Below are 14941 nucleotides of genomic sequence, written 5' to 3'. Positions count from 1 at the left end.
GGTTATTGCTCCTGATCCTATTTATCAGGCCGAGGCCTTTTTCAACACGCCTAATACGGTTAATGCCCTTGCTCTTGCGGCACTGTGTTCGACAATCGCCCCCGGATAAGCCGTTTGATTACTAAATAACGGCTGGTCAAATAAGGACGGTGTCTTAGCTGCACTGGGTTGATGTAATTGCTTAATTCCCCAAGATGCGAGCTCTGGTAAATACTTACGGATGAAGCTGCCATCTGGATCAAACTTTTCACTCTGACTTATAGGATTAAAGATGCGGAAATAGGGCTGGGCATCGCAGCCACATCCTGCGGACCACTGCCAGCCGCCATTATTTGCAGCCAAGTCACCATCGATCAGCTTTTGACGAAAATAGCGCTCGCCCCAACGCCAGTCGATCAGCAGATGTTTAGTCAGGAAACTCGCCACCACCATACGTAGCCGATTGTGCATCCAACCCGTTTGATTGAGTTGGCGCATTGCCGCATCGACAATCGGATAGCCTGTACGGCCTTCGCACCAAGCGGCAAACTCCTGCGGGTTATTGCGCCACTGCACATGGTCGGCTTGACGATTGAAATTGTGATCCTTAGATAAATCCGGAAATGCCACCAGCAAGTGGCGGTAAAACTCACGCCAGATAAGCTCATTTAACCAAGTACGAGCTGGGCTAGTATCGTCGACAATCACCTCAGGGAAGTGATGTAACAGCGCGGCAACGCATTGTCTTGGGCTTACGACACCAATAGCCAGATAGGGTGAAATTGAGCTAGTACCATCAATGGCGGGAAAATCCCTATTTTGCTTATAATCCTGCACTTTTTGCTGAATAAATGCCGAAAGCAAACGCTTAGCCTGCCCTTCACCCGCAGCCCAAAGTTCACTCGACACTTTAGTGACATTTTTAAACAACTGTGGCTTTGGCTCGGCCAGCACAGGCCCAAGCGGCGCCGGAACGGGAAGCGGCAAAATGGCATGGCGGGCGGCAATTTCTCGCCACTTACGGCTAAAAGGAGTGAAAACCTTATACATCTCGCCGGACAAATTCAGCACAGTGCCCGGCTTAAGTAAGCAATGCTCATCGGTAAGCACTAGAGGGATGCCCGCCTGAATACAGGCTTGGTCGCGCCGTTGCTCGTTAATCTCAGGCTCGCTGCCAGCAAACACGCGGCCAATCCCCCGTTGCTGGCAATAGTGACAGAGAAACGCAGGCACATCAGCAAAGGTATCTAGCTGAATTAACTCGAATTCAATACCAAGACTCGCCAGTCCTTGGGCAAGTAGATTGATATGACGTTCGATAAAATCCAACTGAATGGGCGCCACATCATGGCGCTGCCACTGGGTTGGCGTAGCGATGTAAATCGCCTTAAGTGCCACGCCATTCTCCCGCGCCCAATCGCAGGCGGCGGTGAACGCCTGATTATCGGCGAGGCGTAAATCTTGGCGAAACCATATCAGTGCGTTATTGCCCTGCACTTCTTCTGGTATTAAAACTGGTTCTGGCATTAAAACTGGTTCTGGGATTAAAACTGGTTTTGAATTCTTGGCTGATATCATGTTACTCCCCACTATCGCCTAGTTCACTTTGGCTCACGGTTTAAGTCGAGGCCTGCTTGAGTCGAGGGCTTGAGTCGAGGCAGTCATTTTCCCTTTATGGCGGCTGTCGACCTTAGCCGTTGGACGAGCTGATATTTGTCCAATCAAGTCAGTAATCGAAGAGGCCCAGAAAGCCGATAAGGAGGTCAACGTCGGCGCAAAGGGGCCAACAAACCGACATGGAAAACTCATTTGTGCCAACAGATTGAGCATTTCAGTCTGCTCCGAACCCGAATGATTCGGATCGGGAATAAGCAAGAGTGCATCGAGCTTAAGCCTACCCTGCAGCAGCGATAAGCTGCCAATCATCTGCTCGCCAAGGTCAATAACCGATACCCTAAGCGACGCTAGCTCGAGGGAAAGCAGCAGAAAATACAAGCTCTTAGTGTAGCTAGTCGTACGGCTAGAATTAGATGATATTGCAACGCCGCGGGATAAACTCACTACAGCAATGCGCGCCGCAGCTGGCTGCCCGGTAAAAGCATAACGCCCACCCACTCGGCTCAGTAATTCACTCTTTAACCAAGCCATAATAAGTTCGGCATCGAGCCGCTCATTCACTAAGTCATCGAGTTGATTAAACCAAGGTTGCAGCAGCTTTTCTTTCACTAATTGAAAAGGATATAAGCCCAATGCCTCGTCCAAAATCTGTTGTAATTTATGCTGATTGAAGTCGAACAATGCCGTATTCAATGTCGTGATTTGCTCGCCCCACAGTTCGACAGTTTGGGGTTCGGCCATTGCATTTGATGACTTGGTAGCACTCGTCAGCAAAGGTTTAACCTTGCTGATCGCAACACCTTTGGCTAACCATGCATTAATCTCATGGATTTCTTGAATATTTTCGCTCGTATATAGCCTGTGCCCCTTGGGCGTGCGCGCAGGGATCACTAAACCAAAACGACGCTGCCATGCCCTTAAGGTCACAGCATTCACGCCAGTTAAGGCCGACACTTCACCTATAGGCAGTAAGGTTTGGTCATCCTTGATTAAAGGTGAATCTTTTTTCATATTAATCACTTACTATTTTTTGTGGCGTAGAAAACAACGACTAATAGGCATAGCGCAGCTTTAACTCCTCAGGATGGGGATTTAAGTACACTTGGTCTTCAATGTAAGGCGTTGGGAATTCCCGCAGATAATGGTTAATCAGCGTAATGGGGACTAATAGAGGCAATAGCCCTTGGCGATATTTCATAATCGCTTCAGACAGTTCTGTCTTTTGCTCTTTGCTCAGATGCTTTTTAAAGTAACCCTGAATATGCTGCAGCGTACTGGTATGGTTTTTACGGGTCGCATTGATTTTCAGCGCCGTCATAAAGCCTTCAAAGTAGCGAGTCGCGCTTTGCTCAAGATCCTCAATATTGGCCACAATCGGCCCAAGCTCGCGATACCATTTGGGGCTGTGTGCCATTAATAGATATTTATAGCGGGAATGAAACTTGACTAGCTGATGCTTAGTCAGCCCTTCGTGCTTCATCAAATGCCAATCGTGATAGGCATAAACACGGGTAAAAAAGTTCTCCCGCAGCACCATATCATGCAAGCGCCCTTCTTCTTCCACGGGCAATAATGGGTAACGTTCCATCAACTTACGGGCAAACACACCAATCCCAGACTTAGAGCCATTGTTGGTGCCAATTTTGTACTCAGTTACCCGCTCCATACCGCAGGTTGGCGACTTAGCGCAGAGCAAGTATCCGCCGAGGAAGTCGAGTTCCTGAACCTTGTTTTCACTGTACTCATTGAGCCTGTCGGTTACATCTAAGCTACCGTCACCACTCTGTACCAAGATGGTTTCACCATCACGGACTAGTCGGATACTTTTACGGGGCGCTCCTAGGCCAATCGCCATTTCAGGACAGATGGGCACATAATCAAAAAATTGCTTAATTTCTTGATTACAATAGGAAGAATTTTTATGGCCACCATCGAAACGAACCTTCTCCCCCAATAAGCAAGCACTGATCCCAATCTGAATTCGCTGCGGGTTAAACTTGTACATAAGTCGACTCCTTGTATCACTATACCTCTAATTACGGACCATAGTTGTACAAGGATCAAGTTTTTGTATAAATATTTTCGAGAAGTCTGGTTCAAGCGTACTCCAATAAGTTAATAACAGATGAACCAAGCTTGGCCTCTAACTTGCTTATTAAAAATGTGCAGTAATTAGATTGAGTTAAAACGCCCGGTAGCGCCATTTAACCGCACAGCATTAACATCAAAGGTGACAAAGGGACTTAATCGCAACCACTGGGTCATACGTAAAGGAATCGGACATGAGCACCATCAACCCCAATAGCTATACCATTGCTAAGAACTATGCCAATGTGGCACTCACACAACTCAAATCGAGCCAGAGTAGCCAAGCCAATAATTCATCTTCAATTACGACATCGAGTTCAGCGGCAAGCCAAGATACTGTAACGCTCTCTTCTACTGCGCCTGTTGCAACAGCCGATACCTATAGCCACCTCACGCCCAATGCCAAACAAGGCTATACGGAGAATGTACAAGCCATTGCTGGAACCCCTGAACCAGAAAAACCAACCAATAGACTAGAAGAAGCAATGCAGGCAATTCTCGATAAACGCACAGGCGTGGATAGGGAAAAACTGAAACAACTCGAAGAGAAAATGGCCAAAATCGCCGCCGATAACACTTTATCCGAGGAAGAAAAAGCCAAGCAAATCGCATTACTTCAGGCCCAAAAAGTCGAACTGATTAAAGAAGCCAGCGAGAAAAATGAAGAGCGGCAGCGTAATAACCAGGCCAAAGTGTATTACAGCTAATTGTCTGGATATAAATGACTTTCTAAAACGCAAGGGCCCCAAAGCAAGATAGCTGAGTTACGCCCATTGCCCATTAATTGTGCATTGCTTCCCAGTGATACGCCGCCCTTTTATTAAATAAAGTTCGGCGGTAGCATCTGCAGCACACGGAAGTGTAAAAGCCGCGTTCACATGGTCAATGATGTTCCCGACATCATAGTGACATTTCCCGTATCCCTATGGGTCAGATGTGAAAGAGCAGCCATGTCGCCAACAGTCACTGGTACAATAATGCCAATCCTCACTAACCCTTTCGCTGTTCGTTTAGCTAAAAAGGTATTGCCCCAAAGTGAGTTTCGCAGTTCAAAAGGGAAACAGGCCAAGTAAAGATTTGCCTATAGAAAAGTTGATGTGAAAGGGGCTCGTTCGACCTAGAAGTTATGCATGCTGGGATGGTCACCTCGGTCTCGGCATCGCAATGTGCCATGATTTAGGTGCACAAAATCTGACGCGAGGTGACCGATATGAACTATAAACTCATCAGCATTGATTTGGCAAAAACTGTCTTCCAAGTGGCTGCCTTCAATCATGACAATACCATTGCTTTTAATCGTAAAATCAACCGTTCTGCATTGCTCAATACCCTTAGGCAATGTGAACCGACATTAGTGGTGATGGAAGCCTGTTACAGTGCTAATTACTGGGGGCGGGCTATCGAAAAGCTCGGCCATACCGTCAAGCTTATCCCCGCCAGAATGGTAAAAGCCATGCTAGTCGGTAATAAAAATGACGCCAATGATGCGGTTGCCATCGGAGAAACCGCTGGCCGTCCTAAAGTGAGTCTACTTCGTCCAAAAACGGTCGAGCAGCAGGACATTCAATCTTTGCTGCGCATTCGTGAGCGCTTGGTGGAGAATCGTACCGCTAACTGCAATCAACTGCGTGGTTTCCTTGCGGAATACGGCCTGATTATCGCAAAGACTCGCCGCCAGTTGATGTTAGCCATTCCGCTCATTCTTGAAGATGCTGACAACGAGTTATCCACGGTTGCCAGAGGGTTTATTCAACGACTCTATGAGTTTCAGTTGTATTTAAATGAACAAATCGACCAGATTGCACAGGAAATATTAGCCCTTGCCCAAGCGATGCCGCTGTACTCCCTACTGCTAACCATCCCCGGTGTCGGTCCTATCGTGGCATCAACCCTATTAGCCAGCATTAATGAAGTGAATGATTTTAAAAATGGCCGGCAATTAGCAGCATGGCTAGGGCTAACCCCTTCACAGTACAGTAGCGGTACGACAAATCGGCTCGGCAAGATAACCAAGCGCGGCAATCAAACGCTCAGGCGGTTACTTATCCATGGCGCAAGAACCGTGGTGAACTGGTGCGATAAGAAAGACGACTCACTAAGCCTGTGGCTACAACGACTTAAACAACGCCAACACGTTTGCAAAGTGGCGGTCGCCTTGGCGAATAAGATGGCGCGGATGGTGTTTGTGGTGATGAGCCGCGGGCAAGCATTTGATATGGATAAGGCATGTAAAGTTGCGGCGTAATACAGCGTTTTTTGCGTAAATAGACTCAAAATGTAAATAGATAAATGTCCATCAAAGCACAACAGCGGTAATGGTATTAATGAGTTAAACGGTTTGTCTTACCCAAAACCTGATCGGGACAGTGGCCTTCGAGGTCATGTGGATGCCAAGGAGGGTAAGACGTCAATTTGGATCTCATTAGGGCGCAACAGACGCCGGATATATGTCGCAAGACCGCTAATCATTAACGACCGATACCCCGTTGTGAAAGGTAAATTATCGATTAACGTAAATGTAGTTTGAATAAAATGGGACATTGGCCTTGCTAACACCGAGGTGACCATATATGTCCCATCTTTTCACCGAGTTTGGCAAGCTATTCCATGGCCCAGTAGGTACGCTGCAAGAACTGACCGATTACTGTGAACACTTAGAAAAACGACGACGGCACTTTGCTAAATGCTGCCAGCACTTTCACAGCAATTAACTGTAATCCTGCTTAAACAAACCAATCACTGCCCATTTGTTTTATTGGGTGGGTTAGCATGTCTGAAATACGCCGTTTTTTAAGAAATTAGCTCGATTTTATGCTTCAGCTTTAGCCCTTTAACTTTTGATGACTCTAGTTTAAGCAATTTTAGCTCGTACAAGTTGTAGACAAACCCAAAGTGCATTATGTTGTTGATCTAAAATGGGTGGCTAGATTTTTCAGATTGAGGCGTTAAGTTTCTATGAGTGAACTAGATATCTCAAATAATCCCTTATCACTTTTGGTCTCGCCAAAAACGATCAAGGTTGATCCTAATGAGTTGATAGTTAGGGAAGTAGAGCAAGATGATTTTTTCTTTAAAAAGTATTGTGATTATCTTGAAGGGAAAATCAAAGGCTATATAACCCGAGTATCAATTTCGCGAATTGAGCCAGGGTTTTATAAGCGTACAAAAAATGGGTGGGAGCACATCACAGATAATCCACCTCAAGAAGATATTGATTATATGGCATCTACAATACGCGGAGGGTATCGACCTGCACTACATATTTATCAGAATCTCAATAAAGACAGTGAATTTGACTTCGTGTGCGCTGATGATGTGGCCACCTATCATGCATATCTATCTTTAGGTGTCAGTAAGCCTCCAGTTATTATTCTCGGTTCTAAAAAAGGCTTGGAAGAATCTGCGCTAACAATTAAGGGTTTTAAATGTACTTATAATCCTTACACTCACTTCATATTCTCAATGGAAAAAGTCAATCGAGACTCATTCCTTTCATTATTAGGGGCTGATGTAAGCGATGACATATCTCTAGAATTAACAAAGCTAGAAAACTATATTGAGGTCCTTAAAGGTGAGTTTCGAGAATTCCATTCTAATAAAAGGTCTGATGTAAGCTACCACCAAATAATTTTTGGTATCCTCGCCAGAGCATCTGAAATGTTGAAATCAATAAGAATTCTAATAGAGGAAGATCTAGTTATTCAGTCAGCAAATATAGTGAGGAGTTTGTATGAGCTTTCGCTGAATTTTTATATGTGCTGGTTAAGCCCGCACGAAATCACACGGATGGTTCAATTATCAAGCGTGATATCTGAAAACGAGTGGAAAAAGGAATGTGATAAAACACTCAAAGAGCAGGTTGCCAATAAGCTCGATAGGAATTCTGCTGAAAAAATCAAAGAAGCTAAACTGTATCAGTTCAACATTACTAAATCGGTTATAGAAAAGGCTAGGCTTTCCCCTTTTGGTGAAGCTTATTATAAAGATGTCTATGCCTTCTTATCTGATATTGCACATCACGACTTTAGTATGTCTGCAAGATATAAAGGGGCTTTAGAACATGGAGACGATACTGTATATGATCGGGATGTGAAGGACTCTATAGTGAGAATAGTTGATTTTTGTATTACAAAAATTTTTGTCAGAGTGGCAGATGATATTGGATCGGGCATTACATTTAGCAAAGACAAACTTAACAAGCAGCTGCACGACGATCGTTTTTCCGCTGCTTCGCAGCTACACAACGGCGCGTGAGCTGAGCATTAAACACATAGAAATGTTAATCAGAAATTTACTAATTCGAGCTAAAAATCTAACACGCTTTTGTCCCAAAATCGTGCTAGGTATTCTCTTAAAGCCTGCAGGTTACGTTACTGCCAAAAAGGTAAGCCAAGGTGATTGGCGAGACGACCCGGCAAACGCTACAACCCCAACAACTTAAGGCTTTGTCCTCTTGGCTAAAATTGACCTATGCTTAACGCTTTTTACTGCTGAGGGCGCGTTTTTTGGCGCGCTGTTTTTGGGCGGCTTTACTATTGCGTCTGGGCTCTGGGGCCATTTTATTAAAATCGGGCTCAAAGCCTGGATACCATTGCAGGGGCAGGCGCTTATCAAGCACTGCCTCGACTTCTTCGAGCAACAAGGCATCCTCTTGACTAAATAGGGTAATGGCCAGACCTGCATTACCTGCTCGGCCTGTGCGACCGATACGATGAATATAATCTTCGGCAATAAAAGGCAGTTCAAAGTTGATGACATATTGTAATTCAACAATATCTAACCCCCTTGCTGCCACATCGGTCGCCACTAGCACTTGAATTTTGCCCTGTTTAAAATCCTGTAGCACTTTTTCCCGCGCTCCCTGGGACAAATCGCCATGGAATGCTTGGGTGGCAATATCGAGTTTATTGAGTTGCAAGGCGAGTTTATCAACACCCTGTTTAGTGCGGCTAAAAATAAGCACTTGGTGCCAATTTTGACTGCGAATTAAGTGGCTTACAAATTCAGTTTTACGGTCGCTATCTATAGCATAAACCCGCTGTTCCACCTGCGCGGCCGTGGTATTACGTTTCGCCACTTCAATCCATTTAGGCTCACGCAGCAAACTTTTACTCAAAGAGAAAATGGCATCGTCTAAGGTGGCGGAAAACAATAGGGTTTGTCGCTCCGCTGGCACTTGCTTGAGTACCGCCTTTATTTCATCCATAAAGCCCATATCGAGCATGCGGTCTGCCTCATCAAACACCAGCACATTCAATTGCTTAAGATTGAGCGCGCCTTGACGTAGATGATCGAGCAAACGCCCTGGAGTCGCAATCAGCACATCGATTCCCGATTTAAACACCTCGACCTGAGCATCGATACTCACGCCACCATAGGCGATCCCAATACGGATATCCGTGCCTTTCGCATATTTAACAAAGCTTTGCTGAACTTGGACCGCAAGCTCCCGCGTGGGAACTAACACTAAGGCACGTATATGCCTTGGACTCTCCTTCGCTAAGGGCTCTGCCATCAGTCCATGCAAAATCGGCAAGGCAAATGCGGCCGTCTTCCCCGTCCCAGTTTGTGCACCCGCCATCAGATCCTGTTTTGCCAAAATCACAGGAATAGCCTCAACTTGGATAGGTGTCGGTTGCTGATAGCCGAGTTCGGCTAAGGTGTTCACTAATTGGGAATGTAAAGAAAGGGAGCTGAAAGACATTGAAAATCACCACAAATCATAATGGGCCAATGTTAACAGACTGGGCAAGGTGCGACTAGCCGTAGCCGGGCCGCACAGCCTAGGCAATTACTCTGGATTGGTGAAAAATGCCTCTAGTGCACTCGGTAACTGAGGCCGACTGAAGAGATAACCTTGGGCTTGATCGCACTGATTTTGTCTTAGAAAATCCGCCTGCTCCTCGGTTTCAACCCCTTCGGCAATAATCTCTAATTTTAGGGCGTGACCAAGGGCGATCACCGCCTTCGCAATAGCGGTATTGTTCGTGTCGAAGGGAATATCCCGCACAAAGGATTGATCGATTTTAAGCTTATGGATCGGTAATTTTTTCAAATAATTCAGAGATGAATAGCCAGTACCAAAATCATCCACTGACAGTTCAATGCCCAGATCCCCAAGCAGCTTTAAATCTCGAATAGCCAGATCAGGGTTTTGCATCATCACACTCTCAGTGACTTCTAATTCTAAGTGTTTAGCAGGCAAGCCTGTTTTCTCTAATACCCGTTTTACCTCTTCAACAAAAGTGCTGCGTTGTAACTGCTGGCCCGCGACGTTGACGGCGATGCGCCCAAAATGCCGGCCTTCGGCCAGCCAAGTCACGCCTTGGCGGCAGGCCGTTTCGAGCACCCACAGGCCGATATCGTGAATAAGGCCAACCTTTTCGGCTACGGGAATAAACACCGCCGGTGATATTTGCCCTAATTGCGGATCATTCCAGCGCAGCAGCGCCTCAAACCCCACGGTTTTACGAGTTGATAAATCCAGTTTTGGCTGGTACATCAAATACAAAGCGTCCTGGGCAATGGCACCATAGAGGGCGTTTTGTAGCTTTAAATGCTCGAGGGATTGTTTAGTCAAAGATTCAGTGTAGAAGGCAAAATCATTGCGCCCCTCATTCTTTGCTCGATACATGGCCGCATCCGCATTACGCAATAGGGTGTCTGCATCGGTTCCATCGTTCGGGTAGAGTGAGACCCCCATACTTGCGGTGAGCCTTAGATGATCACCGGTACTCACCACAAAGGGTTGCTCAAAAACCTGACGCAATTGATTGATTGCATGGGTGGCATCCTCATCATTTTGAATGCCAGAGATCAATGCTACAAACTCATCACCACCAATGCGCGACAGCACATCCTGATCACGCACTTTACTACGGAGTCGTTTCGCTAACTCCACCAGCATCTCATCACCTATGCTATGGCCAAAACTGTCGTTAATGTGCTTAAACAAGTCGACGTCGATAATCACAGTCGCGAGTTGGGCATTTAGGCGCTTAGCGTGCCTCACCTCTTGTTTTAACTGCATCATTAACTTCATTCGATTCGGTAGATGCGTCAGGGAATCGAAATAGGCTAAATGGGCAAGCTGGGCTTCGCTCTGTTTTTGTGCGGAAATATCTGAAAACACTGCGACGAAATAACGAATATCACCCACATCGTCGTAGATAGTGCTGATAGTGATATTCTGCGGAAAAATAGTGCCATTCTTACGGCGATTCCAAATCTCGCCGCTCCACTTACCTGTCTCTAACAGGGCATTCCACATCGCATCGAAAAACGCTTTATCATGGCGCTCCGAATTGAACAGCCGTGGGTTTTGTCCAAGCAATTCCTCACGGGAGTAACCCGTTATTTCGTAAAAGGCACCATTCACATCGGTGATATTGCCGTGTCTATCGGTCACTACGACACCTTCTACCGAGTTTTTAAATACATTCGTTGCGAGTGTAAGCTGCTCTTCTACTTCCTTATGTTTAGAGATATTGCGCGTCATACCAATCACGCCCGCCAACTGTCCCTCTGCAGTGAAGGCGGGCATTTTTAGGGTTTCTAACCAGAGGTGTTTTGCCTGCTCGCCGCCATCTAAACATTCAGCAACGATAATAGGAGTGCCCGTTTCAATGGCGAGCCTGTCGCCATCGAGGAAAATATCGGCAATATCTTTACCAAATAATTCAACATCTGTTTTGCCGATAATCTCACTGCGCGGCATTTCCCAGGCTTTTTCCACACTCAGATTACAGATAGTGTAAATACCATCGATATTCTTGACCCAAATATGCTCCTCAAAGCTATCGATAAAGGTTTGTAAATCGAGCACTTGTAACTTGCTTTGCTCACCTCGGGCCAATGCTTCATCGGCCCTATGCTGGCGCAGGATTTCCGTTAAACCGAGCTGAATGCTGTTGACATTAAGCTGGGCAAGTTGCAGTGACTTATCCGTTAAATGATGGGGCGCACTATGGTACAAACACAGGGCACCAAAACTGGCCCCCGATGGCCAGAGTATCGGCAAGCAAATCAGGCTGCCTAAACAGGGATAGGGTTGCCAAAACGGATCCAATGAAGTGTCTGTAACTAAGGGCTTAGCCACTAACTGCGGCGAGAGCTGCGTTTTGGCATTAGAGACCATAACTTGATGACTATGGAAGACACTCGGTTGTTCGACAGGCTGAGTGTGGAAGATATCCGCGGCTTTACTATGTGGGGTGGCGGTTTGTTGTAGCTTAAAACCATGGTGAGCATTGAGCTGAGCGAGTATCGATGCAATATCCTCATCCGCGGCGGCCATCGATTGTAATAATAGGCTCAATTGACCCGAGTCATTACGGGCGAAGATAAGCCCATGGCATGCAGACATCTCTGCGACTAAGTTTAAGTCACTTAACCAGCTGTCTTGCTGTGGTTGTGGAATAATCACATCAATCATATAGTTGCCAATCAACGCCCTGTTACTGCTTAATGTTGACTTACTCTGAACTCTCAAAGCGCCCTTATCGCCTTATACACAGACACAGAAAATCAATACCAGTCACCAGATCTTAAGTTCTTGTCAGTGCACACCCTTTGCTAAAAATACCAAGCGTGGCACTGCATCATATCAGCAATTATCAGTATAGAGGCCAAACCATCGTTATTTCCTAATGCATAAATAATTTATAAAGCAAAAACACAGCGACACGCCACCATAAGATTAGGGGAAATAACCGACTTTTAATTGACAACGATGTTATCTTATTGTCTACAATGGAAATATTAAGGCTGAAAATTCAAGGATATTTATGCCCACTGACCACTCTTCTCATGCTAAGCCGAATCAAGCCATTCAATTAACCAGCCAGCAACTGTATCGCAAATGTGAGCTACAAGAATTAGATCCCCACTGCCAATCGACCGCCGAACTGACCCCACTCGATGATATCGTCGGCCAAGAACGCGCCCAGCAGGCGGTGGAATTTGCCATGGGTATAAAAGAAAAAGGCTATAACATTTATGCCATTGGCCAGAATGGATTAGGAAAACGCACTATGATGCTGCGCTATCTTAATCGTCACGAGCCGAGCGATCACAATCTGCATGATTGGTGCTATGTGGTCAACTTCGACGATACCCGCAGTCCTAAGGTCCTTAAACTGACGGCGGGAACTGGGCTCGAATTTAAAAAAGCCATCGAAAAACTTATGCTTAAATTAGTCAAAGCGCTGCCCTTAGCCTTTGATAATGAAATGTATTATGCGCGAGCCGAAAAACTAAAAAGCCAACTAGCCCAAAAGCAAGAAACCGCACTGACCGAATTAAGCGAGGAAGCCAAGCAAAAAGGGATCAGCCTTAGCTTAACCCTACAGGGCGATTATCAAATGATCGCACTCAAGGGTGAAGACGAACCCCACGATGAAGCCTCCTTCAATGCCCTGAGTGAGGCAGAACGTAGTCAATTTGAAAGCAATATCAACGGACTTGAAGTCAAACTGCGTGGCATTATCCGCCAAAATACCGAATGGGAAGAAGAGTTTAGCGACACTCAGCAGGAACACGATGAGCAAGTCGCTAAGGATGTACTTATCCACTTTTTCAAGCCATTGAAGGACAAATACAAACATCAGCCCGAAGTGAGAGCCTTTTTAAATGGTATGCAGGCGGATATTTTAAGCAATTTAGATATCTTTTTAGAGGAGAGTGAAGAACAACTCGCCCTCGCCTACGCCTCCCTCGAAAAGAAAATGCCCCGCCGTTACCAAGTGAATGTGTTGGTTTGCCAAGGCTCACAACAATTTCCCATCGTTGTTGAAGAAAGCCCGAGCTACCACAGTCTGTTCGGTTATGTGGAAAACGCGACCTTTAGGGGCACAGTGTTCACCGACTTCTCGTTGATCCGCTCCGGTAGCCTACATAAAGCCAATGGTGGCGTGTTATTGATGGATGCGGTGAAAGTGCTTGAACGTCCCTATGTCTGGGATGGATTAAAACGCGCCCTACGTTCCCGCAAATTAGATTTAAGCTCACTCGAGCGTGAGGTCTCACTCTCGGGTACTATTTCCCTCGCGCCAGAGCCCATTCCCTTAGACGTTAAAATCATCCTGTTTGGCGATTATGAAACCTACCAACTATTGCAGCACTATGATCCTGATTTTAGTGAACTGTTCCGTGTCACCGCCGATTTTGAAGATGTAATGGACAGAACCCATGCCTCTGAAGCCCACTATGCGCGTTTTATCTCCAGCATAGTGCACGACAACAATATGCTGCACTGCGAGCGCAGCGCCATTGCGAGGATCATCGAATACAGTTCCCGCGAGGCGCAGGATCAGCAAAAACTTTCACTGCACTCCGCTAATATTGCGAATTTACTGCGCGAATCTAATTACTGCGCTAAGTCCGCTGGCAGCGATCACATTTTGCTGCCCCATGTAGAGCAGGCGCTTCGCAATCAAGAAAAAAGGGTCTCCCGCCTGCACGACAGCATAATGGAGAGCTTTATTAACGGCACGACCTTGATCAACACCCATGATAAAGTCGTCGGTCAAATCAATGCCTTATCCGTTATTTCAACCTCTGACCATCAATTTGGAATGCCTAATCGCATCACAGCGACCACCGCTTTGGGTAAGGGGGAAGTGCTAGATATTGAGCATAGAGTCAAACTGGGTGGACGGATCCATTCTAAGGGAGTGCTGATCTTAACCGCTTATTTAGCTTCGGTTTTAGGAAAAACGGCACAAATCCCCTTAACCACTTATCTCACCTTCGAACAATCCTATAGTGGCGTTGATGGTGACAGCGCCTCTATGGCCGAATGCTGCGCCATTATCTCAGCCATAAGCGAACAACCTATTAGGCAAGATATTGCGATCACAGGCTCGATGAATCAGTTCGGAGAGGCACAGCCCATTGGCGGCGTCAATGAGAAAATTGAGGGCTTTTTCGACGTCTGTAAAATAAAGGGCCGCTCATCGAGCCAAGGTGTGATCATCCCCGCCTCGAATGTTGCCAACCTTATGTTACGTAAAGATATTGTCGAAGCGGTTGAACAAGGAGAGTTCCATATTTGGGCCATCACCCATGTCACCCAAGCCATGGAGCTGTTACTTGGCAAGGCCGCTGATACGCGGATTGAAAAGGACGCTAAAAGCCAAGGGCAATATGCACCCGAGAGTATTTTCGGGATTGCCCAACAACAACTCAACGCCCTCAGAGCCCTCGCTAAAACCGATAAATAAGGCTAAAAAAAAGGGTTAGCATTTAGCTAACCCTT

8 protein-coding genes and 2 pseudogenes are annotated in these 14941 nt (G+C 46.1%); 5 read left to right on the top strand and 5 right to left on the bottom strand.

What is annotated here, in order from left to right:
* Positions 1 to 24: 24 nt before the first annotated feature.
* From phrB to MJO46_RS18025, 3 genes and pseudogenes are all read right to left on the bottom strand, one after another.
* The gene (gene phrB, locus MJO46_RS18035; protein WP_253990515.1) at positions 25 to 1506 is read right to left on the bottom strand and encodes a deoxyribodipyrimidine photo-lyase; all 1482 of its coding nucleotides are present in this window, start codon (positions 1504 to 1506) and stop codon (positions 25 to 27) included.
* Between the two features lie 52 nt (positions 1507 to 1558).
* Positions 1559 to 2607, bottom strand: a pseudogene (locus tag MJO46_RS18030) (MerR family transcriptional regulator).
* A 40-nt stretch (positions 2608 to 2647) separates the two neighbouring features.
* Positions 2648 to 3601 carry a DUF523 and DUF1722 domain-containing protein gene (locus MJO46_RS18025; protein WP_253990514.1) on the bottom strand — a complete coding sequence of 318 codons (954 nt, stop codon included), beginning with the start codon at positions 3599 to 3601 and terminating at the stop codon, positions 2648 to 2650.
* A 277-nt stretch (positions 3602 to 3878) separates the two neighbouring features.
* On the opposite strand from MJO46_RS18025, the gene MJO46_RS18020 reads away from it, so the two are divergent.
* The 4 genes and pseudogenes from MJO46_RS18020 to MJO46_RS18005 all read left to right on the top strand — a co-directional run bounded on the left by MJO46_RS18020 (position 3879) and on the right by MJO46_RS18005 (position 7938).
* Positions 3879 to 4391 carry a hypothetical protein gene (locus tag MJO46_RS18020; RefSeq protein WP_253990513.1) on the top strand — a complete coding sequence of 171 codons (513 nt, stop codon included), beginning with the start codon at positions 3879 to 3881 and terminating at the stop codon, positions 4389 to 4391.
* 503 nt (positions 4392 to 4894) lie between these two features.
* Positions 4895 to 5929, top strand: coding sequence for an IS110 family transposase (locus MJO46_RS18015; protein ID WP_253988375.1), 1035 nt, complete (start codon positions 4895 to 4897; stop codon positions 5927 to 5929).
* Positions 5930 to 6251: 322 nt separating this feature from the next.
* Positions 6252 to 6395 (top strand): annotated as a pseudogene (locus MJO46_RS18010) (transposase); the annotation flags it as partial.
* 244 nt (positions 6396 to 6639) lie between these two features.
* A complete protein-coding gene (locus tag MJO46_RS18005) occupies positions 6640 to 7938 on the top strand; it encodes a DUF5677 domain-containing protein (protein WP_253990512.1) in 1299 nt (432 codons plus the stop codon).
* A 220-nt stretch (positions 7939 to 8158) separates the two neighbouring features.
* Here MJO46_RS18005 and MJO46_RS18000 read toward each other — a convergent pair whose 3' ends face one another.
* Both MJO46_RS18000 and MJO46_RS17995 read right to left on the bottom strand, forming a co-directional pair.
* The gene (locus tag MJO46_RS18000; RefSeq protein ID WP_253990511.1) at positions 8159 to 9388 is read right to left on the bottom strand and encodes a DEAD/DEAH box helicase; all 1230 of its coding nucleotides are present in this window, start codon (positions 9386 to 9388) and stop codon (positions 8159 to 8161) included.
* Positions 9389 to 9475: 87 nt separating this feature from the next.
* A complete protein-coding gene (locus MJO46_RS17995; RefSeq protein WP_253990510.1) occupies positions 9476 to 12118 on the bottom strand; it encodes a bifunctional diguanylate cyclase/phosphodiesterase in 2643 nt (880 codons plus the stop codon).
* Positions 12119 to 12470: 352 nt separating this feature from the next.
* On the opposite strand from MJO46_RS17995, the gene MJO46_RS17990 reads away from it, so the two are divergent.
* On the top strand, positions 12471 to 14906 hold the full coding sequence (locus tag MJO46_RS17990) for a Lon protease family protein (protein WP_253990509.1): 2436 nt from the start codon (positions 12471 to 12473) through the stop codon (positions 14904 to 14906).
* Positions 14907 to 14941: the final 35 nt, after the last annotated feature.

Origin of the sequence: Shewanella sp. KJ2020 (assembly GCF_024197625.1) — a bacterium.
In the GTDB taxonomy this organism is placed as follows: domain Bacteria; phylum Pseudomonadota; class Gammaproteobacteria; order Enterobacterales; family Shewanellaceae; genus Shewanella.
The sequence above is the reverse complement of the archived record's forward strand: the minus strand, read 5'-3'. Positions and strand labels throughout refer to the sequence as shown.

What these genes read in the sequence shown, in the direction of transcription:
- MJO46_RS18025 (WP_253990514.1), bottom strand. Translation starts at nt 3,601, where the DNA reads ATGTACAAGTTTAACCCGCAGCGAATTCAGATTGGGATCAGTGCTTGC.
- MJO46_RS17990 (WP_253990509.1), top strand. Translation starts at nt 12,471, where the DNA reads ATGCCCACTGACCACTCTTCTCATGCTAAGCCGAATCAAGCCATTCAA.
- MJO46_RS18020 (WP_253990513.1), top strand. Translation starts at nt 3,879, where the DNA reads ATGAGCACCATCAACCCCAATAGCTATACCATTGCTAAGAACTATGCC.
- MJO46_RS18000 (WP_253990511.1), bottom strand. Translation starts at nt 9,388, where the DNA reads ATGTCTTTCAGCTCCCTTTCTTTACATTCCCAATTAGTGAACACCTTA.
- MJO46_RS18005 (WP_253990512.1), top strand. Translation starts at nt 6,640, where the DNA reads ATGAGTGAACTAGATATCTCAAATAATCCCTTATCACTTTTGGTCTCG.
- MJO46_RS17995 (WP_253990510.1), bottom strand. Translation starts at nt 12,118, where the DNA reads ATGATTGATGTGATTATTCCACAACCACAGCAAGACAGCTGGTTAAGT.
- MJO46_RS18015 (WP_253988375.1), top strand. Translation starts at nt 4,895, where the DNA reads ATGAACTATAAACTCATCAGCATTGATTTGGCAAAAACTGTCTTCCAA.
- phrB (WP_253990515.1), bottom strand. Translation starts at nt 1,506, where the DNA reads ATGCCAGAACCAGTTTTAATACCAGAAGAAGTGCAGGGCAATAACGCA.